General features: G+C 53.6%; 14 protein-coding genes. 7 read left to right on the forward strand and 7 right to left on the reverse strand.

Annotation, left to right across the window (positions count from 1 at the left end):
• Nucleotides 1-127 precede the first annotated feature (127 nt).
• Complete coding sequence (locus AC1MDE_RS21275) at nt 128-817, forward strand: 4'-phosphopantetheinyl transferase family protein (protein WP_480345065.1); 690 nt, start codon at nt 128-130, stop codon at nt 815-817.
• A gap of 130 nt (nt 818-947) precedes the next feature.
• Here the strand turns inward: AC1MDE_RS21275 and AC1MDE_RS21280 are convergent, their stop codons facing one another.
• The 3 genes from AC1MDE_RS21280 to apbE form a co-directional block, all read right to left on the reverse strand.
• On the reverse strand, nt 948-2,600 hold the full coding sequence (locus AC1MDE_RS21280; protein WP_058961314.1) for a multidrug ABC transporter permease/ATP-binding protein: 1,653 nt from the start codon (nt 2,598-2,600) through the stop codon (nt 948-950).
• 85 nt (nt 2,601-2,685) lie between these two features.
• Nucleotides 2,686-3,327: a DNA oxidative demethylase AlkB gene (alkB, locus tag AC1MDE_RS21285; RefSeq protein WP_480345066.1), complete on the reverse strand. Its 642-nt coding sequence runs from the start codon at nt 3,325-3,327 to the stop codon at nt 2,686-2,688.
• A 15-nt stretch (nt 3,328-3,342) separates the two neighbouring features.
• Nucleotides 3,343-4,380 (reverse strand): FAD:protein FMN transferase ApbE, encoded by a 1,038-nt coding sequence (gene apbE / locus AC1MDE_RS21290; protein WP_058961312.1) that lies wholly within the window; start codon nt 4,378-4,380, stop codon nt 3,343-3,345.
• Between the two features lie 402 nt (nt 4,381-4,782).
• Here apbE and AC1MDE_RS21295 point away from each other — a divergent pair, with 402 nt between their 5' ends.
• Nucleotides 4,783-4,935 (forward strand): hypothetical protein, encoded by a 153-nt coding sequence (locus AC1MDE_RS21295; RefSeq protein WP_167347126.1) that lies wholly within the window; start codon nt 4,783-4,785, stop codon nt 4,933-4,935.
• A gap of 312 nt (nt 4,936-5,247) precedes the next feature.
• Here the strand turns inward: AC1MDE_RS21295 and ompC are convergent, their stop codons facing one another.
• On the reverse strand, nt 5,248-6,348 hold the full coding sequence (gene ompC / locus AC1MDE_RS21300; RefSeq protein ID WP_058961311.1) for a porin OmpC: 1,101 nt from the start codon (nt 6,346-6,348) through the stop codon (nt 5,248-5,250).
• Between the two features lie 909 nt (nt 6,349-7,257).
• Between ompC and AC1MDE_RS21305 the strand changes: the two genes are divergently transcribed.
• Genes AC1MDE_RS21305 through rcsB form a run of 3 tightly spaced genes read left to right on the forward strand, consistent with a single transcriptional unit; the run spans nt 7,258 to nt 11,745 of the window.
• Nucleotides 7,258-8,412: an MFS transporter gene (locus tag AC1MDE_RS21305; RefSeq protein ID WP_058961310.1), complete on the forward strand. Its 1,155-nt coding sequence runs from the start codon at nt 7,258-7,260 to the stop codon at nt 8,410-8,412.
• Nucleotides 8,413-8,435: 23 nt separating this feature from the next.
• Nucleotides 8,436-11,093, forward strand: coding sequence for a phosphotransferase RcsD (gene rcsD / locus AC1MDE_RS21310; protein WP_058961323.1), 2,658 nt, complete (start codon nt 8,436-8,438; stop codon nt 11,091-11,093).
• 1 nt (nt 11,094) lies between these two features.
• Complete coding sequence (rcsB, locus tag AC1MDE_RS21315) at nt 11,095-11,745, forward strand: response regulator transcription factor RcsB (protein ID WP_034825012.1); 651 nt, start codon at nt 11,095-11,097, stop codon at nt 11,743-11,745.
• A gap of 41 nt (nt 11,746-11,786) precedes the next feature.
• Here rcsB and rcsC read toward each other — a convergent pair whose 3' ends face one another.
• Entirely contained in the window at nt 11,787-14,639 is a 2,853-nt protein-coding gene (rcsC, locus tag AC1MDE_RS21320) for a two-component system sensor histidine kinase RcsC (RefSeq protein WP_058961309.1), read from the reverse strand.
• A 166-nt stretch (nt 14,640-14,805) separates the two neighbouring features.
• On the reverse strand, nt 14,806-17,445 hold the full coding sequence (gyrA, locus tag AC1MDE_RS21325; protein ID WP_058961308.1) for a DNA topoisomerase (ATP-hydrolyzing) subunit A: 2,640 nt from the start codon (nt 17,443-17,445) through the stop codon (nt 14,806-14,808).
• A gap of 177 nt (nt 17,446-17,622) precedes the next feature.
• On the opposite strand from gyrA, the gene ubiG reads away from it, so the two are divergent.
• Nucleotides 17,623-18,348 carry a bifunctional 2-polyprenyl-6-hydroxyphenol methylase/3-demethylubiquinol 3-O-methyltransferase UbiG gene (gene ubiG, locus AC1MDE_RS21330; RefSeq protein ID WP_479399079.1) on the forward strand — a complete coding sequence of 242 codons (726 nt, stop codon included), beginning with the start codon at nt 17,623-17,625 and terminating at the stop codon, nt 18,346-18,348.
• 485 nt (nt 18,349-18,833) lie between these two features.
• Here the strand turns inward: ubiG and lsrG are convergent, their stop codons facing one another.
• Nucleotides 18,834-19,127: a (4S)-4-hydroxy-5-phosphonooxypentane-2,3-dione isomerase gene (gene lsrG / locus AC1MDE_RS21335; protein ID WP_058961306.1), complete on the reverse strand. Its 294-nt coding sequence runs from the start codon at nt 19,125-19,127 to the stop codon at nt 18,834-18,836.
• Nucleotides 19,128-19,335: 208 nt separating this feature from the next.
• On the opposite strand from lsrG, the gene lsrK reads away from it, so the two are divergent.
• A complete protein-coding gene (gene lsrK, locus AC1MDE_RS21340; RefSeq protein ID WP_058961305.1) occupies nt 19,336-20,907 on the forward strand; it encodes an autoinducer-2 kinase in 1,572 nt (523 codons plus the stop codon).
• Nucleotides 20,908-21,104: the final 197 nt, after the last annotated feature.

The raw sequence follows: 21,104 nt of genomic DNA on the forward strand, positions 1-21,104 counted from the left end.
GCTTTGGCTTGCTCTTTTCACGGCTGACGGGTAAAAATAGCGTTTTAACCGTCAGCCGTGATGCTTAATGTTTGCTTCTGAAATTCCCCTGGCACTGCCCCCCTCTCCGTTTATCACCGCTGCGGCTATGACAAGCTCTCCGCTCCCTATTGCGTGGTGTGAATTTAATCAGCAGGCATGGCACAGCGATCTGCATCAACACTGGCAGCTCCCGCTACCACTGGCGCTACACAGTGCCGTCACCAAGCGTAAAGCTGAGCATTTAGCCAGTCGCTGGCTGGCGCAGCAGATGCTGGCGCGCTACGCGATGCCTGACTTTATCCTGCGTAATGCGCCCGATCGCTCGCCTGTATGGCCGGTGGGGATTCAGGCCTCACTCTCGCATTCGCAGCAAATGGCCGTCATCGCGGCAACACAGGCGCCCCTGTGCATAGGCGTTGATGCCGAGCAAGTGATGGCAGAACAGACCGCAGAGGAAACGGCGGAGATGCTGATGAGCCGTGCAGAGCGTCAACGGTTAACCGCCGCTGCACTGCCGTTTGCAGCGGCGGCCACTTTGCTGTTTTCACTGAAAGAGAGTGTCTATAAAGCGTTGTGGCCACGGTTGCATCAGCCGATGGATTTTCTGCACGCGGAGTTGCTGGAGTGGGATTTGACGCAAGGCCGCGCCACGCTCACGTTGACGCAGGACTTTTCACGCGAGTTTAACGCCGGTACTCGCCTGCAGGCGCACTTCTGGCGACGCGGCGACCGCGTTATCACGCTGATCGCTCATCCCCTGAATAACCAAAAAAAAACCGGCTCAGAATCAATCTAAGCCGGTGACAACACAAGACGACAGAAGTGTTCCAGGGAGACAGAGACGAGGAATCTCTGTTGAAACTCAGCTTACTCGCCTGGCAACACCTTGCCCAATAAGGCTTTTTGCTAAGCTTTTTCGACAGATGTTAATGGCCGGTGTCGGTGCGCTTCACCGCATCCAGCGTAGCCATCTCACGTTCGTTACCGGTGAGTTCACTTAGCTGGCCTTCGCGCATCTCCAGCAAGCGGTCGGCGTGAATGAAGTAGTGATCATCATGACTAATAGCAAACACGGTTTTGCCAGATTCCTGCAGCCAGGGCAGCAGTTCGCGGTAGAAGATGCGGCGGAAATGCGGGTCCTGATCGGCAGCCCACTCATCCAGCAGCAAGATGTCGCGTTCCTCTGCCGCTGCCAGCAGCAGCGCCAGTCGCTTACTTTGTCCTTTAGAGAGCTGCAGATTCAGCACCTTATTGCCCTGTAGCTTCAGTTTGTCCTGCATCTTCAGGCGTTCCAGCCACTGCTGCACCAGCCCAGGATTGGCTGGCTGACCGCCGTGGCCGATCAGGCGATCAAACAAATGCACATCGGTAAATACCGCCGAGAAGTGTTTACGGTAAGCATCGAGGTTGTGCCAGTCGACCACTTTGCCATCCAGCAGCAAACTGCCCGATTGTGGCTGGTACAGGCCGGTCAGCAACATCGCCAGCGTTGACTTGCCACTGCCGTTACCCCCAATCAGGAACACTAACTCGCCGCGACGCAGCGTCAGATTAATCGGGCCAACCTGGAAACCGTGCTCACCATAATGGAAGCAGACATCGCGCAGTTCCAGCGTTTGCCAGTCACTCACCTGCGGCAGTGCTTTGAACTGTGCATCATAAGGTGCGAGATCGAAGGTGTTGATTTTGCGGAAGGCGACCTGCGCACTGAGCAAGGTCGGCAAGGCACCCACCGCCGCCAGTAACGGCGTGCGCAGGAACAGCAGCGTCAGTGAATAGGTGGCGGCCACCGCCGTGTTCGCCCAACCCAGACCGTTAGCCATAAAGAACACAATGCCAATCGCACCCAGCATCATGATATTTGACCAGTTAACCGCGCTGAGATGGAAGGTATCGGCACGAACGATATGATGACGATAGCTTGTGGCGTTTTCCTGATAGACGTTGTCGTAAATCAGTTGAGCGCGCTCGCGGTTAAGCTGTAGCTCTTTGCGTCCTTCAATAATGGTCTGGAAATCACGATAGAGATCGTCTTCGATTTCACGCAGCTTCGCCATGTGTTGATAAACGCGTGACACCAGCAGCCAGCCGCCAACCAGCGTGATCACTAACCACAGCGAGGTGATCAGCAGCATTTTAGGTGACAGCCACGCCAGATAGAGCGCGGAACCCAGGGTAATAATGATGCCCTGAATCAGTTCCGGCAGGCGGACAAAGGCGATGGTGATGGCACGCACATCACTGGTGAGTCCCGCCAGCAGTTGCGCGTTACCTATCTGCTCAATGCGTTCGACGCGTGTATCGAGGATACGTTTGATGAATTCGCCGCGCAGGCGCCAGACAAAGTGATGACCAAGCTGAGTCAACGCCAGTTGCGATCCCAGCGTCACGGCCATCAGCAGAAACAGCTGCCCCAGAAAGCTCGGCAGCACAGAAATCGAGGTATTCACCGCGACGATCAGCTCGTTATTGATATAGGCGATTAAGCCGATGCCGAGCGCGGCGCTTAACAACGTCAGCAGAATGACGCCAATAAAAGGCCAGCGATACTGGCGATAAACTACATGCAGCAATGCCATTAACAAATTCCGGAGGTCAACCAAGCAGCCTGCAGTTTAATGGCGCTCCGGTTGATAGCAAGATTAATTCTCATTCACCGCGCCGTTAGTGGGCGCGGCGGAAAGTGAGATTAAAGCGAAAGGCGCCCGCTGCCGGGTGAATACCGGGTTTGAGCGGCAGAATGCCGTGATAACGCAGGCGTGAGGGGCCGCCCCACACCACGATATCACCGTGCTCCAGCAGCACCCGCTGCGTGGCATCACCGCGCTCAAAACCACCAAACTGGAACACCGCTGGCAGGCCTAATGACACTGAAACTATCGGCTGACGCAGATCCTTCTCGTCTTTATCCTGATGCAGCGTGAGGTTGGCACCGGGTTCATAGCGGTTGATTAAGCAGGCATCCGGGTTAAAGCCGGAAAAACCCGCTTCCTGCGCGGTTTGCTGCGCCAGCGTGCGGAACAGCGCAGGCATCGGCGGCCATTTGTGCCCACTGGCATTATCCTGCTCCGTGTATTGGTAGCCGCGCGAATCCGTTGACCAGCCTAAGTCGCCACAGTTGGTCATTGCCACCGACATGCGATGCCCGCCCGGCGTGATGCGGTGAGCAAAGGGATTTTGCCCGGCAATCTCCTGTATCGCCGCCAGCAATGCGTCCGCTTCATCGCGCGCGCGGCGGCGTAAAATCACCGCGCCTTCCGCTAACGGTTCCTGCCAGGGTGCTTCTTCACTAAACAGATCCAACATCTGCGCCTCCTGCCGTTATTTGCTTTCCTGATCGATCAGGAAGGATTTGAACTGGGGTGACATCCAGTGCGTAAAGCCGTCACCCTGCTTGCTGATCAGATAAACCGCCAAATGTTCCTTGATTGCCAACGCTTGTGCCCGTTCGCTGCCCAGCACCATCAACCCGGTATCCCAGCCATCGGCTTCCAGCGCGGTAGTCGCAATCACGGTGGCCGACACCAGTTTATGTTCGATGGGGCGTCCGGTCGCGGGATCGATCACGTGCGAAATGCGTTTGCCGTCCAGTTCATAATAGTTGCGATAGCTGCCTGAGGTGCTGATTCCGTGCCCCTGTAAGTCAACGCGCGCTTCGACGGCGTTTTCACGATCGGTGGGTTTCTGGATCGCCACACGCCAGGGTTGGTTACTGGCATTCTGCCCACGGGTTAACACCGCGCCGCCCACCGACACCAGATAGTCGGTAATGCCCTGCTGCTCCATCAATCGTGCCAGATGATCGGTGGCATATCCTTCCCCCATGGTCGAAAGGTCGACATCCAGCGCGGGCAGATCTTTCTGCAACCACTGCCCCTCTACGCTCTGGATCACATGCAGATGTTGTAAGCCGGTTTGCGCTTTCGCTGCATCAATCTGCGTCTGGCTCGGAGTGTGCGCAGGCTGTTTGGTGGGCCCGAACCCCCACAAATTGACCAGCGGGCCGACGGTGATATCCATCGCACCCTCGGTTTTATGACCGATGCGCAGGGCTTCAACCACGATATCCGCCATATCCGCGCTCACCGGCTGCGGCTGATCACCCTGATACTGGTTGAAGCGCGACAAAACTGAATCCTGCTTCCAGGTGGAGAGTTCATGATCATCACGATCAAGCTGCTGCTGAATAGCCTGCTGCAAAGCGGCCTGCCGTTGGGGATCGACGCCCGCGACGCTGACGCGCCACTGGGTGCCCATGGTTTTCCCTTCCAGCACCAGTGCGCTACGGGAGGCCTGCTGGTCGCAGCCGAACAACGCGCTGGTCATAACACCAATTAGCAGAATATTCTTAATAATCATCACTTCCTCATCTGTAACTCATTAATTCATCCTGTTTCAAAGCATAAACCGCTTGTAAAACAGGCTAAAGCTGCTTGATGTTCATACCTGACTTGCACAGGATTGAGCGTTCAAGCCCCCCCAACCGCACAGGAGCGACAGATGATTTTTATGATTCTCGCTGTATCCGCCGTTCTGTTCATCTTCGGGACTTTCCGCTGCTGGCAACACTATCGCCATCGCCTGATTCAGCATTACCCCTCGCGCAAACGTTAAATTTTTGCACCATGGATTAATGAATATGCACCGCTTCAGCGCTGCCGGAGTGTAGCAAATCAGATTGAGGCCGCGTGGCGCTGAGAGCGGTGACCTGGCATGAATTCTGCACCGTTGAGACTGAGTTGAACATCAGCGAGGTGCAAAATGGATAAGACAAAAACCCAACAAACCTGGCAACACTGGTTGCGCTTCTCCGCGTTTACGCTGGCAGGCGTCGCAATGGAAGGCAGCACACCCACGCCCCATACGTCGGTAGTGCCCGCGCCAAAAGCCAAAAAATGGCGCCCTGTATCGTAATCTCATCACTCAGCTCGCCCAGGCCCGGATGGTCATCCGGGCGTCTTCCTGCCTTACAGTGAAACAGAGACTCTTCTGCCGCTATCGGTCAGCCGTTAAAAAAGAAAATCCCTGAGAAGTTACCAGCATAAAGGCAGTTTAAGGCTGCACAGATAATGTTGCTGGTCGACGGTGCCATTGTGCGAATACAGAGGAGGAAACAGGCAGAGGATATCGTGGAGGTATGACAAAGTGCGTTAAATCAACAGATGCAGTAGCGGCGGCCCGAAGGCCGCCGAGGGCGCACCGTGGCGCGCCCTACCAAGCTGCAACTTAGAACTGGTAAACCAGGCCCAGTGCCACAATGTCGTCGGTGTTGATACCGGCCGCATTGGTGAAGTTGTTGTCGTCCAGCAGGTTGATCTGGTAATCAACATAGGTCGACATGTTTTTGTTGAAGTAGTAAGTCGCACCCACATCAACATATTTTTTCAGGTTCTGATCGCCGTAGTTCTGCACGTTGCCGCGAGAAGAAACGAACGCCAGGGATGGGCGCAGACCGAAGTCGAACTGGTACTGTGCCACCAATTCCCAGTTATCCGCCGTATCCGCATAACCGTATGAGGTCGCATCGCTTGAGCCAAAGCGCGTCGCGTTGTACGAACGGGTGTACATCGCGGCCAGATACACGTTGTTGGCGTCATATTTCAGGCCACCGGTGTAAGCAGAAGCTTTATCACCACGACCCAGGATAGCGCCGGTGTTCTGGTTGTTAGTACGGTCAGACTGGAACATCGCTGCACCGATACCGAAACCGGATCCGATGTCATAAGTGGTGCTCAGGCCGTAACCATCACCGTTCTCACCCAGCACATCACGGCCGCTAGAGGATTCAGTTGGGTTGTCATTTTTGCCCTGATACTGGACTGCAAAGTTCCAGCCATCCACCAGGCCAAAGAAGTTGGTGTTGCGGTAGGTCGCCATACCGTTACCGCGCTGGAACATGTAGTTGTCCGCGCCGTAGGTATCGCCACCGAACTCTGGCAATACGTCAGTCCAGCCCGAAACATCATAGATCACGCCATAGTTACGACCGTAGTCGAATGAACCGGCATCACCGAATTTCACACCGGCAAAGCCGACACGCGTAAAGCTGTTGGCGGTGCCTTCGTTTTCAGAGGTGTTAAGGGCAGCCTGATATTCCCACTGGCCGTAACCGGTCAGTTGGTCTGTGACCTGAGTTTCACCTTTGAAACCGAAACGCAGGTAAGACTGATCACCGTCTGAACCTGAGTTGTCGGAGAAATAGTGCAGACCATCGACTTTACCGTAGAGGTCTAATTTGTTGCCATCTTTGTTGTAAATTTCAGCTGCGCTTGCTGAACCTGCAACCAGCAATGCAGGGATCATCAGGGAGAGAACGCGACGTTTCATTTTATTACCCTCTTTAATGTGCCTTTATTTATGCCACTGCAAACTGAACGATTAAAAATTCAGCCGGCAAGCCATTGTTATTTTATACGGGGCAATAATCTATCACGAAAATGATACTAAATTTCCAAAAGTGTTTCATTGTATTTAATAGTTATTTCCAAATGTAAACATCGTGGAACTAATAATCAGCACGGATCAACAAAGAATACAGCACATATTGGTAATCGATTATTTATCCATTTAATAACAACAATTTAAATTGACTCACCCTGCCGCACTGAATGATAAAACTAAAGTCACTTCAGCGCATACAATTACTCCCGCTATCATCATTTATTTCATTATTCCCTTCATTCACCCCGAATGAGTTGTTTTACCCTAATTCCCGCCGGACATGTTTGTCCGGCATTTTTTTGCCAAAATCACTCATCCCCGCGTAATTTTAAGTAAAGTTAGTTGATTGGGTTAAATTAACGCAATCTCTCAGGCGCATTATTAGCTATTTTTCGCACTTTTTGTTCAATCGATAGCCATCATTCTGCAATGTTAATTTCTGTGCGTAATGAAGAATACTGGAATATGCACTGGCCCAGACTCTCTCCTATTAGCCTACAGGAGTCTTCTCTTATTCAATTGGTTAAGGCAAAGTGCAGCGCTGATTTATTACCGATGATGATTTTATATTCATCCTTTTCCATCGTGAAATTTCAATTTGCGACCGATTGATCGCGGCAGGAAGGCCGTGAAAGTGCCAGGAAAGTTCTGGAAAAGCGTCACGCCACGCCAAAACTCGGTAATATGCCTGTTTCTGGCGCTCATCTTTTCTGAACTCATCGGTTCTGAACTGCGGTGAGACGTCAGCTTTAATGCTAAACTTCGTCGCTTTGACGGCTATTGAAAAAGACTTTTATGACAGCACTGGACGCCGCACAGCACAATCATTTGCATCAGCGTGTCAACATGGGTACACGCATCGTCTTTCTGATCGCCGGACTTTGCATGTCGGCATGGGCGCCACTGGTGCCCTTTGCCAGCCAGCGTCTGGCACTGAGCGGCGCATCGTTAGGTGGACTGCTGCTGTGTCTCGGTGTGGGATCGCTAGCAGCGATGCCGATTACCGGTGCGCTGATTGCCCGCGTGGGCGGCCGTCGGGTGATGTTATGTTCCACGTTAGTGGTGCTGGCGATCCTGCCACTGCTCACTCTGCTAAATGTGATGTGGTTGATGGCTGCGGCACTGATGATCTTCGGTGCCGGGTTAGGCATGCTGGATGTCGCCATGAATGTGCAGGCCGTTGAAGTGGAGAAAGCGGCACGCAAGCCGATGATGTCGGGTTTCCATGGTTTCTTCAGCCTGGGCGGGATTATTGGTGCCGGTAGCGTCAGTTTATTGCTGGCCAGTGGTCTCTCGCCCCTGCATGCTGTCGCGGTGGTGATGGTGTTAATCGTGGTGCTGCTGGTGATCAGCCTGCCAACGTTAATGACTGAACGGTTGCATCAGCCCGATCAACCCTGGCTGGTGATCCCACGCGGTTGGGTCGCTTTCCTGGGGTTACTGTGCTTCATTCTGTTTTTGGCAGAAGGCGCGGTGCTTGACTGGAGCGCACTGCTGTTACTGCAAAACACAGAGATGGACGTAGCACATGCGGGATTGGGCTATGCCATCTTCTCCGTGGCGATGACAATCGGCCGTCTCACCGGTGATAAAGTCATTCAACGTTTTGGTCGCTATCCCGTCATGGTCACGGGTGCATTAGCCGCTGCAGCGGGTATGACGCTGGCGGTGTTACTGCCGTGGCCACAGGTTGCACTGCTGACTTTCCTGCTGGTGGGATTCGGCTTAGCCAACACCGTGCCAATGCTGTTTAATGCGGCCGGGAATCAACACGATATGCCGTCGAATCTGGCGATTTCTGCCATGACAACATTAGGCTATGCAGGTATTCTTTCAGGTCCGGCTCTAATCGGATTTATTTCCCAGTGGCTCAGTTTGAGTGGCGCATTTTTATTGATCGCCCTGCTGCTGCTGGCCGTTGCCGCCAGTGCTCGCCTGGTGGCGCGCTAATCGCAGGATCCTGAGACACTATGCTGCCTTACAAATTTCCGCTGACCTCGGGTAACGTCACCCGCTTCTTCGTGGTGTTCAACCTGGTGCTGTTTCTGGCCCTGGGAGCTATGGTGCACAACAGTGTTAACGCCTGGCTTACTGAGAAGCGTTACGCGATGACCGATTTAGCGCGTGCCGTACAAAAACGCATCGACGCTTCGCGTTTCGCGACCTGGCAGATTTATGAAAATCTCGCCACCAGTGCGGCCGGATCTGCACCCAACACCAATCTTCTGGAAACCCGCCTGCGCCCGGATGTTTACTACCTGGAAAAGACGCGCCGTAAAACGGAGGCGCTGATCTTTGGCTCCCACGACAGCAGCACGCTGGATATGACGATGCGCATGTCCAACTACCTCGATACGCTGTGGGGTGCAGAGAATCCCACCTGGTCGATGTATTTCCTCAATGGCCAGGACAACAGCCTGATCATGATCTCGACGCTGCCATTAAAAGATATGGCAACGCGTTATAAAGAGAGCGCCATCAATACGCTGGTCGACAGCCGCCGTGCCGAGATGCTGCAACAGGCCAATGCGCTGGACGAACGTGAAAGCTTTTCACCGCTGCGCCATTTCGCCTGGCAGAACGATCACTACTTTACCCTGCGCACCACCTTCAACCAGCCTGGTCACCTCGCCACGGTGGTCGCTTTTGATCTGCCGATCAACGATTTGATCCCGCACAGCATGCCGCTGGAAAATTTCCAGTTGATTCAGGATGCCACGCAATCTTCCAGCACCAGCAGCGACGATGCCACTAGCGAAACGACATCTGTTTCACTGGCGAATCCTAATCTCGTCATTGCGGCGTCACTGCCCAGCACTTCGTTACAGTTAGTATATCGCGTGCCGCTCACCAGCCTCGCTTTGGATACCCTGCATAATCTGATGTGGCCGCTGTTGATCAATCTGGTGCTGTTACTGCTCTCGATTGCCGGCATCACCTTATTGCGTCAGCAGTCATTGCGCCCGAACGAGAACCAAAGCGCCGAGTTAGATTCGCTGCGCATGCTGAATGAAGAGATTGTTGCGAGCCTGCCGGTGGGTTTGCTGGTGTATGACTTCGCTACCAATCGCACGCTGTTGAGCAACAAGATTGCTGAGCATCTGTTACCCCATCTGAACCTGCAGAAAATCATCAATATGTCCGATCAGCATCAGGGCGTGCTGCAGGCCACCATCAACAACGAGGTGTATGAGATCCGCCACGCCCGTAGCGTGCTGTCACCGCATACTCAGCTGTTTATGATGCGCGATCAGGACCGTGAATTGCTGGTGAATAAAAAACTGCAGAAGGCACAGCAGGTGTTGGATCGTAATCATCAGATGCGTCAGCAGCTGATGCAAAATCTCGGTCACGCCCTCAACCGTCCGCTGGAGAGTATGGTGGCGCAACTGGTGCAACTCAGCCAGCGTGATGAAGACGAAAGCGTGCTGGATTTGCTTGATGAAAGTCAGGGCCTGTCTCGTTTGGTTGATGACATTGTATTGCTGAACCGCCTGGAAGCACACGACTGGTCGCCGGATGCTAGCGTGTTCAATTTGCAGGAGTTGCTGGATGACATCGCGCTGGAGAGCCTACCGCTGATGCGCCGTAAAGGGTTGGCGCTGGTAGTCAACAACCATCTGGCCAACGACGAGATGCGCTTTGGCGATCGCCGTGCACTGCGCAAAGTCATGACCACCCTGATGCACTATGCGCTCACCACCACGCAGTGGGGCAAAATTACGCTGGAGATTAAGGCCAGCGAGAACAAACCTAACTCAGTGCTGCTGCAACTGGTGGATACCGGCTCCGGCCTGAGCGTCGATGAGCTGGCGAATGTTGATTTCCCATATCTGGGTGAAACCACCCAGGATCGTTACGGTCAGGCCTCTGGCATGGCATTTTTCCTCTGCAAGCAGCTGTGCAAGCAGATGGGTGGCCAGCTGGAGATCATCGCCAAACCCGATATCGGCACACGCTATAATATTCAGTTGCCCCTCGCGCTGGAACTGCAAGGCGAGCAGGAAGAGAAGCTGCTGGAAGGTGTAACCGCACTGGTCGATATCGCCGTCGAGGATGTGCACAAAATTGTTTGCCGCCAGTTAGAAAACTGGGGAGCGAATTGCCTGACCTCTGACGAACGTTTATCCGGTCAGGATCATGATGTGCTGATCACTGACGATCCCGCCCGCCTCAATGGCTGGGCTCTGCTATTAGCCGGTGACGAAATGGGTCACCACGCATTGAACGATCAGCAATACCGGGTCAATTTCAATCTCAGCAATGCGCTGCTTGACGCGCTGCTGGCACTGATTGAAAAGCAAATGGCTCATGATTTGATGGAGGAAAGTAGTGAAGATGAGGCTGCCACGCCGCTGATGAGCGGAGGCTATTTCCAGCTGTTTACCGAGACAGTACCGCCTGATGTGAAGAGACTGTATACTGAGGCAGCGGAGAAGGATTATCCCTCGCTTGCTCAGACTGCACATCGCCTGAAAGGCGTGTTCGCCATGCTAAATCTGGTTCCAGGTAAACAGCTTTGTGAAGAGTTAGAACATCACATAAAACTATGTGAAGATTTAACCATTATAAATACCACCAGTGAAATTGACGCATACGTCAACCAACTGCTGCAGCAAGGTAACCCATAAGATGAATAACCTGAATGTAATTATTGCCGATGACCATCCGATTGTTCTGTTCGGTATCCGTAAGTCTCTGGAACAGATCGAATGGGTCAACGTTGTAGGTGAGTTTGAAGACTCAACAGCACTGATTAACAGCTTGTCCAAACTGGATGCTAACGTTCTGATTACTGATCTCTCTATGCCAGGCGAGAAATACGGTGATGGCATCACACTGATTAAGTACATCAAACGTCACTATCCGGATCTCTCAATTATCGTTCTGACCATGAACAATAACCCAGCGATCCTGAGCGCCGTATTGGATCTGGATATCGAAGGGATTGTACTGAAGCAAGGTGCACCGACCGATCTGCCAAAAGCGCTGGCAGCCCTGCAGAAAGGCAAAAAATATACGCCTGAAAGCGTGGCGAAACTGCTGGAGAAAATCAGTGCTGGCGGTTACGGAGACAAGCGTCTGTCGCCGAAAGAGAGTGAAGTTCTGCGCCTGTTTGCCGAAGGTTTCCTGGTAACGGAAATCGCTAAGAAACTGAACCGCAGTATCAAAACCATCAGTAGCCAGAAGAAATCGGCGATGATGAAACTCGGGGTGGAAAATGATATCGCCCTGCTGAATTACCTCTCTTCCGTGAGCGCGACTCAGGTTGAAAGAGATTAAGATGTAAAAAAGGCGCACTTCGGTGCGCCTGTTCTTCTGTACTACCCTTTCCTGCTTTTTCTTACCCGCTCGGCATAGATTGCCAACGTGGATTTCAACACATCAAGCGTAACAGGCTTGGATAGGCAATTATCCATCCCGGCATCCATACAGCGCTGCTTCTCTTCTGCCAACGCATTGGCCGTCACCCCAATCACCGGGAAGGCATGGCCCAACTGACGCAGGCGCTGCGTCAGGCGATAACCATCCATATTCGGCATATTGACGTCACTCAGCACAATATCAATGTGATTACGGCTTAGCACATTCAGCGCATCGACCCCATCCTGTGCAGTTTTGGTTTGATAGCCCAGTGTGCCGAGTTGCTCGGAAAGCAACATACGGTTAATCGGGTGATCATCAACAATCAATACCATAATGTCATCGTAACGGTTGGCCTCTTGCGGTGCGGCCAACTGCAACGGCGTGCTGGTTTCGCTATCAATATTGAGGCGATAGATGCGGCCAAGTAATGAAGGCAGATCGTGCAGCATCGCACTGCTCTGCACCCACTGACCCGGCGCGGTTTCCTGCGGCATGTCGATGTGCTGACCGCAGATGTGAATCTGTGCGCGCACGGCCTGTGACACCGTATCCTGATGGTCGCTAATAATCACATCGTCGCTACCGGCATTACCCTGATAATGCGCGATCGCAATGCCCTGTTGCTGCAAAAGACGCAGCAGGAAGACCGCGAGATAATCATTGCGCATATCCAGCCAGATGGCTTTTTCCTGCAAACCATCCAGCAGCGGCGGCGCAGGCTGTTGTCCAGCGTAAATGGGGATACGGATGATAAACTGGCTACCCATGCCCGGCTCAGAGTCGACCTCAATATCACCGTCCATCATGTTGATCAGCTTTTCACAGATTGCCAGACCCAGCCCGGTGCCCTGGAAGTTGCGCTGCACGCCAGAGCCCACCTGGAAGAAGGGATCGAACAGACGCGTCACTTCTTTCGCTGGAATACCGACGCCGGTATCGCGCACGCGGAAGGCTAAATACCCATCTTTGACATAGGCATGGAGAATAATGCAGCCGGTATGGGTGAACTTGATCGCATTATTCAGCAGGTTAGAAATGACCTGCTGCAGACGCATTGGATCGCCATCCATCGTCAGCGGCACATCATTTTCGATCATCACATATAACGTCAGGCGTTTACGCACCACCAGCGACAGATAGTTGCTGGCGATGTGATTGACCACCTCACGCGGCGAGAACGGCCGCGGCTCAATCTTCAGCTGCTCCGACTCAATTTTCGAGAAGTCGAGAATATCACTGATGATTTTCAGCAGCAGGCTCGATGAGTTGTTCATCGCCGTCACCAGCGATTCCACACCTTTTGGCAACGACTTGGTTTGCAGCAGGTCGAGATTACCGATGATGCCGTACAGCGGGGTGCGCAGTTCGTGACTGACGGTGGCAAGGAACATGGATTTTGACTGGCTGGCCTGCTCTGCCGCATGCGCCATCTCCTGCAATGACTGCTCCATGCGCACACGCGTTGAGACGTCCACCAGCACGCAAATCGCTACGTTTTCATTGCGATAGCGTGAATGCACAAAGCTGATTTGCAGGTTGGTATTGGTACCGGTGAGCACATCGACAAAGTTGACCTGCTGGCCCCCGATGATCTCATTGAGGCGCTGACGATCTTCCTGCGTCAGCAGCGTCAGATAGTTGTGAGCCAGTTCGTTACTCAGAATATTGGTGCCGTCGCTGGTGCGCAAAATACAGATGCCGACCGGCGCCGAAGCGACAATTTTGCGGTTGAACTGCTCGTGCTCTTCCAGCCGATGTGCGTTATCTTCCGCTGGCAGGAACATGCGGCGTTCGAATATCCATGCCAGCGTGAACAGGATCAATGCGCTGAAGATATTCAGCAACAGCGCGTTAATCAGCATCAGCTTGAGCTGATCCACCAGCACGTCAGTAGAGAGTGACCACACCACGTTAAGATTGGACGGCGGCAGCGGTTTCTTCAGGACTAACTGGCGATAGCTATCAAGATAACCAAACCAGGTGCTGTCATCCGGCAGATCGTCAAAAGAGTAGCCGGGGCCACCGCGACGCGAACTCAGCAACGGACGGTAGTTCTCATCAGTAATGGTGGCAACCAGCGGCAAGCCGCCCGGCTGAATAAATTCATCAAGACGGATATTTTGTTCCACGCCCAGCAACGCCTGTAGCTTGTTGGCCACATACACCGGCATCACCATGTAGAAATTACCGACACCAGGCTGGCTGCTCGGCGTAATCCAGTACATCGGATTACGCCGCTCTTCTTCGTTGCCGCTGCGATAGTGCAGCACCCGCTCGCGCAGGGCTTTCAGGCTCCGTTCACGATCGACTGAATTGTTGTTACCAATGGCGAAATCGGCCAGACACTGATTTTCACCCCCAATAAAGAACACACGGTTGAGTTCGTAAGCGGAGGTGAAGTTACTTTTCCAGTAGTTGATGAAGTAACCCAGCGAATCGAGCGAGTTACGCCAGGTGTTACTCATTGAAGTGCAATCACCATCAGAAAACAGCGGCGTGAACTGTGGCAAGGTACTTTTACTGGCAGGCAGGCCATTCAGCACGTCCAAACCGTTGCTACTGTTACTTAAGCGGTTTTCGGTGATGTATTTCAGTTCACGCATGACGTCGGCCGAGTGGCGTACATACCATTCCGCCTGGCCATAATTGGTGTCAAATTCCTGGCGAACCGCGTTCTCTTTTTCGTGCAGTACGTTGATGATGAAGAAGGTAGTCAGCAACGCACCCAACGTCCAAAGCAGCAGCGCCAGCGCACGGAACAGATAGCGCGAGATGCGAAGCGTAGTGCGAAAGGAGACGAGATATTTCAAAAGAGACTCACTGGCGGTAAGGGGTTGTCAGGAAGTTGAAAAGCCCTCATACACTAGCTTTATCGGCCCGAAAAAGCCAGTTGGTGCGCGACTTTGGGAGTAAAACTCAGATAAAAAAACGGCAGGTCGGTTGCCCTGACCTGCCGCTGTTGTTCACCGCTGCGGATTACTCTTCTTCATCCGCTTCAGGTGCATCGTCGTCGTTGTCGACTTCCGGCGCGATATCTTCTTCGCCTTCTGCAACACTGCCGTCGATGGCGTCGAGTTCTTCTTCTTCCACCGGCTCAGCAACACGTTGCAGACCCACCACGTTTTCGTCTTCCGCGGTACGAATCAGAATCACGCCCTGGGTGTTACGGCCAACCACGCTGACTTCCGATACGCGTGTACGCACCAGCGTACCGGCATCGGTAATCATCATGATCTGATCGCCATCCACCACCTGCACCGCACCGATAACCGGTCCGTTACGTTCGGTGACTTTAATTGAGATCACACCCTGGGTTGCACGCGACTTGGTTGGGTATTCGCTATTCGCTGTACGTTTACCGTAACCGTTTTGCGTCACAGTGAGGATGGCACCCTCTTCACGTGGCACGATCAGTGAAACCACTTTATCGCTTTCAGCCAGCTTGATACCACGCACGCCCGAGGCCGAACGGCCCATGGCGCGAACCGCAGTCTCAGAGAAGCGCACCACTTTACCCGCAGCAGAGAACAGCATGGCCTCATCGCTACCGTTGGTCAGCGCAACACCGATCAATTCATCATCTTCACGCAGGTTAATGGCGATAATACCGGCGCTACGTGGACGGCTGAATTCCTGCAGGGCAGTTTTCTTCACGGTACCGTCAGCGGTCGCCATAAAGATATTAAAGCCTTCGGTGTATTCACGCACCGGGAGAATGGCGGTGATACGTTCGTTGGCTTCCAGCGGCAGCAGGTTAACAATTGGGCGACCACGTGCGCCACGGCTCGCTTCTGGCAGCTGGTAAACTTTCATCCAGTAGAGACGGCCACGGCTGGAGAAGCACAGAATGGTATCATGGGTGTTGGCCACCAGCAGACGATCAATAAAGTCTTCTTCTTTAATACGTGCTGCGGATTTGCCTTTGCCACCACGACGCTGCGCTTCATAGTCAGTCAGCGGCTGATATTTGACATAACCCTGATGCGACAGCGTGACCACCACATCTTCCTGATTAATCAGGTCTTCAATGTTGATGTCGGCGCTGTTGGCGGTAATTTCAGTACGACGTTCATCACCAAACTGGTCGCGCATTGCCACCAGCTCTTCGCGGATGACTTCCATCAGACGCTCGGCGCTCTGCAGGATGTGGATCAGTTCTGCGATCTGGTCCAGCAGCTCTTTGTATTCGTCGAGCAGCTTTTCGTGCTCAAGGCCGGTCAGTTTCTGCAGACGCAGATCCAGAATTGCCTGAGCTTGCTGTTCAGTCAGGTAGTACTGACCGTCACGAATACCGAACTGCGCTTCCAGCCATTCTGGACGTGCTGCGTCATCGCCCGCACGCTCCAGCATGGTGGCTACGTTGCCCAGATCCCATGGCTGTGCCAACAGGCCCGCTTTCGCTTCAGCTGGCGTTGGTGCGCGACGAATCAGTTCGATAATCGGATCGATGTTGGCCAGCGCAATGGCCAGACCTTCAAGGATGTGTGCACGGTCACGCGCTTTGCGCAGTTCGAAAATGGTACGGCGCGTCACCACTTCACGGCGGTGGCGCACGAAGGCTTCAATGATGCCTTTCAGCGTCATGATCTTCGGCTGGCCCTGATGGAGTGCCACCATGTTGATGCCGAAGGAGACTTGCAGTTGCGTCAGGGAATAGAGGTTGTTGAGCACCACTTCACCGACCGCATCGCGTTTGATCTCGATAACGATACGCATACCGTCTTTATCGGATTCATCACGCAGGCCGCTAATGCCTTCCACACGCTTCTCTTTCACCAGCTCGGCAATTTTCTCGATCAGGCGCGCTTTGTTTACCTGATACGGGATTTCATTGACGATGATGGTTTCGCGGCCGGTTTTTGCGTCGGTTTCAATCTCACCGCGTGCGCGGATATAAATCTTACCGCGACCGGTGCGATAGGCTTCTTCGATACCACGACGACCGTTGATGAACGCCGCAGTCGGGAAGTCAGGGCCGGTGATGTGTTCCATCAAGCCTTCAACAGTGATGTCTTCGTCTTCGATAAAGGCGAGGCAGCCGTTGATCACTTCCGTCAGGTTATGCGGTGGAATGTTGGTCGCCATACCTACGGCGATACCGGACGAGCCGTTCACCAGCAGGTTAGGAATTTTGGTCGGCAGCACTTCAGGAATCTGCTCGGTGCCATCGTAGTTCGGCACAAAATCGACGGTCTCTTTTTCGAGGTCCGCCAGCAGTTCAGAAGAGATCTTCGCCATACGCACTTCGGTATAACGCATCGCTGCGGCGGAGTCGCCATCAACGGAACCGAAGTTACCCTGACCATCTACCAGCATGTAGCGCAGGGAGAACGGCTGGGCCATACGAACGATACTTTCGTATACCGCGGAATCACCGTGTGGGTGATATTTACCGATCACGTCACCGACCACACGGGCCGATTTCTTATAAGCTTTGTTCCAGTCGTTACCCAGTTCGCTCATGGCAAAAAGCACACGGCGGTGCACCGGCTTCAAGCCATCACGCACATCGGGTAAAGCTCGGCCAACGATGACCGACATGGCGTAATCGAGGTAGGAGTTTTTTAACTCTTCTTCGATATTGACCGGTGTAATTTCTCTCGCAAGGTCGCTCATGGAGCCGCTATCCCTCTACATAATGCCGGTTTTTAATGGTGCGAAAGTATATCACAGTGGTTGCCCTCGGTGAACGTAAAGCAGGGTTTAATGCCGCTTTTCCTTGCAGGTGAGAGATGCGCTAGCAAGAGTTAAGCGTTTATACTGAGGGAATATTTTGTCAGGAGTCGTGATTCAATGAGTGAACAACCGCAGGAAAGCCGCCAAAACGTCGACCATGCTGAGATTGCCAAGTTTGAAGCGGTCGCATCGCGCTGGTGGGATTTAGAGGGTGAGTTTAAGCCGTTACACCGCATCAATCCCCTGCGTCTTGGCTGGATTGCCCAGCACAGCAATGGTTTGTTTGGTAAGAAGGTGCTGGATGTCGGCTGCGGCGGCGGTATTTTAGCGGAGAGCATGGCGCGTGAAGGAGCCAACGTGACCGGGTTGGATATGGGTGCGGAGCCGCTGGAAGTAGCACGGTTGCATGCGCTGGAGAGCGCTGTGAGCGTGAACTATGTGCAGCAGACCGTGGAAGATCATGCGATCAGCCATGCGGGGGCCTATGACGTGGTGACTTGCATGGAGATGCTGGAGCACGTACCGGATCCGCGTTCTGTGGTGCTGGCATGTGCGCAGTTGGTTAAACCGGGCGGCGAAGTGTTCTTCTCGACCATTAACCGTAATCCCAAGGCGTGGTTGCTGGCGGTGTTTGGTGCCGAATATGTAATGCGCATGGTGCCGCGCGGTACGCATGACGTGAAGAAGTTTATCCGTCCGGCGGAGTTGCTGAATTGGGTTGATGAGACGCCGCTGCGTGAGATGGGTATGATCGGCCTGCACTACAATCCGCTGACCAATCAGTTCCGGTTGGGACGTGGCGTGGATGTGAATTATATGGTGCATACGCATCGTCAGGATTGAGTGTTTGCGTGGTGGCTGCGGGGACGATGCATGGTTGCTGTAGGGACTTGTGCATGGTTGCTGCGGGGACGGTGCGTCGGCCAGTAAAGCCCCGCCCGATCGCAAAGGAAACACGCATCCATGCAGATCGTCCGCCGCATCCCTGCGGCGGACGCTTTGCTCTTCGGGCGGGGCTTTACTGGCCCTGAACGTTGGTCATTGCTTTGAGTCACGCTGCGTTGTGGATGGGGTTCATTAAGGTGTCCACGCAGCCGCTTTCGATATCATAATGCAGCGACTGCTGCGCAAATTATTGAGCTATCCGTCGCTTAAACCCACCTCTACTAACACCTAATCATGCTGGGATTGTGCGAAGAATTCTGCGTCGCCTCCATATTGAACATTATACGGTTGCAGTACATATCATTGCGCTTTCGGTTGTTTCAATACTCCTTTAAAAACCTCGAATGATGGTGCTTCGCCCTTGTACGGAGAATGACTTGGCGTCACTGCGGAAATATCCCCTTAAACGCGGTTTTCTTTCTTGGTTCGCTCATTAACGCTTCCAACGCCTCAACGCACGTCAGGTAGTGTGCCGTTTTCTTGTGCGCCAGCACGGCGGCCTCATCGGTGTAAGCTTCATAAATAAAGAAGCGCGTCGGCACGTGGCTATCCTGTAAAACATCAAAGCGCAAATTCCCAGGTTCCCCCAACGCTCCCACATGATTCAGCTCAAACACCCGCAAAAACTCGTCGATACAGTCGGGTTTGACGTTGATCTCGACCAGCGTGACTTCCATCGGCTTGTCCTTTTTATCGCGATTGGCAAAGTGGCAATCCTGGTAAAGCTTGTTTAATAAAACTCTCGCAGCGATCACAGTTCAAACTTTCAGCGGTGGGCTAAACCGTTCATCTGGAGGTGAAAACCCTCGCGCACAGCTATCTTTGCAGTAACACCCGTTGGGCCGTCGGCGTGGAGCACTTTTCCGTTTCAACAGGAGTTTTGCGATGTCACACGCCCCGCATCTGATGGCGCTCGACGCCGGTACTGGCAGCATTCGCGCCGTGATTTTCAATCTTCAGGGCGAGCAGATCGCTGTGGCGCAGGCTGAATGGCGGCACCTTGCCCTGCCCGATGTGCCGGGATCGATGGAGTTTGATCTGAGCCACAATTGGCCACTCGCCTGTCAGTGTATTCAGCAGGTGCTGCAACAGTCGCAGTTGCCAGCCAGCGCGATTCGCAGCGTGGCCTGCTGCTCCATGCGCGAAGGGATCGTGCTCTATAACAAAGCCGGCGAAGCAATTTGGGCCTGCGCCAACGTGGATGCCCGCGCCAGCCGCGAAGTGAGTGAGCTGAAAGAGATTCATCACGGCGAGTTTGAGCGTGAAATCTATCAGTGCTCAGGGCAAACCCTGGCACTCGGGGCAATGCCACGCCTGTTATGGCTGGCGCATCATCGACCCGATATTTATCGTCAGGCGGCAACGCTGTCGATGATCAGCGACTGGCTGGCAAAATGCCTGAGTGGCGAACTGGCAGTGGATCCCTCCAACGCGGGCACCACCGGCCTGCTGGATTTACGCACCCGAAACTGGCGGCCTGATTTGCTGGAGATGGCGGGGTTGCGCGGCGATATATTGTCACCCGTGGCCGAAACCGGTACGCAACTGGGAACTGTGACAGCCGAAGCCGCTCAGCAGTGTGGGCTGGCGCAAGGCACAGTGGTTGGCATGGGCGGCGGTGATGTGCAGTTGGGGACACTGGGGTTAGGCGTGGTGAAGGCGGGGGAAACTGCTGTGCTCGGCGGCACTTTCTGGCAGCAGGTGGTGAATCTGCCGCAGCCGCAGATTGATCCTCAAATGAACATTCGCGTGAATCCGCATGTGATCCCCGGTATGGCGCAGGCGGAAGCGATCAGTTTCTTTACCGGCCTAACGATGCGCTGGTTCCGTGATGCCTTTTGCGGTGAAGAGAAACTGCTGGCGGAGCGGCTGGGTGTGGATTGCTACAGCCTGCTGGAAGAGATGGCGGCACGCGTCCCCGCCGGATCCTGGGGCGTGATGCCGGTGTTCTCAGATGCAATGCACTTCAACAAGTGGTATCACGCTGCGCCTTCCTTTATTAATCTTTCCATCGACCCCGAACGCTGCAATAAACAGACGCTCTTCCGTGCGCTGGAAGAGAATGCCGCGATTGTTTCGGCCTGCAATCTGGATCAGGTGGCCGCCTTTTCCGGTGTCCAAACCTCACAGATAGTGTTTGCCGGAGGCGGTGCGAAGGGCAAATTGTGGAGCCAGATTTTGAGCGATGTCACGGGGCTGACGGTCAAAGTGCCGCAAGTGAAAGAAGCCACTGCCCTGGGCTGCGCGATTGCGGCCGGCGTCGCCGCAGGGGTTTACCGCAGTTTGCAGGAAACCGGGCAAGCATTAGTACGCTGGGAGCGCGAATTTCACCCCAACGCAGAACACCACCAACTCTATCAACAGCAAAAAGCCAACTGGCAGAAAGTCTATGCCGACCAACTCACCCTGGTGGACAGTGGGTTAACCACCTCGATGTGGAAAGCGCCAGGTTTGTAACTCACTGCTTTCCAGATCAATTTCCTTTTAGACGCATGCCACGCATTTTTGTAGGCTGGATTGGTCACAAAAAATTCATAAGCAATTTTAGATAAGTTCGCTACTGGCGGCCTTGTCAGGGCTTTTTTGACTTCAGAAATATCCGTGATGAGAACCTTTGAGCAATAAACACGCGCTCGATCAAAAAGTGAAAAAAA

This window comes from Pantoea folii, assembly GCF_056678875.1.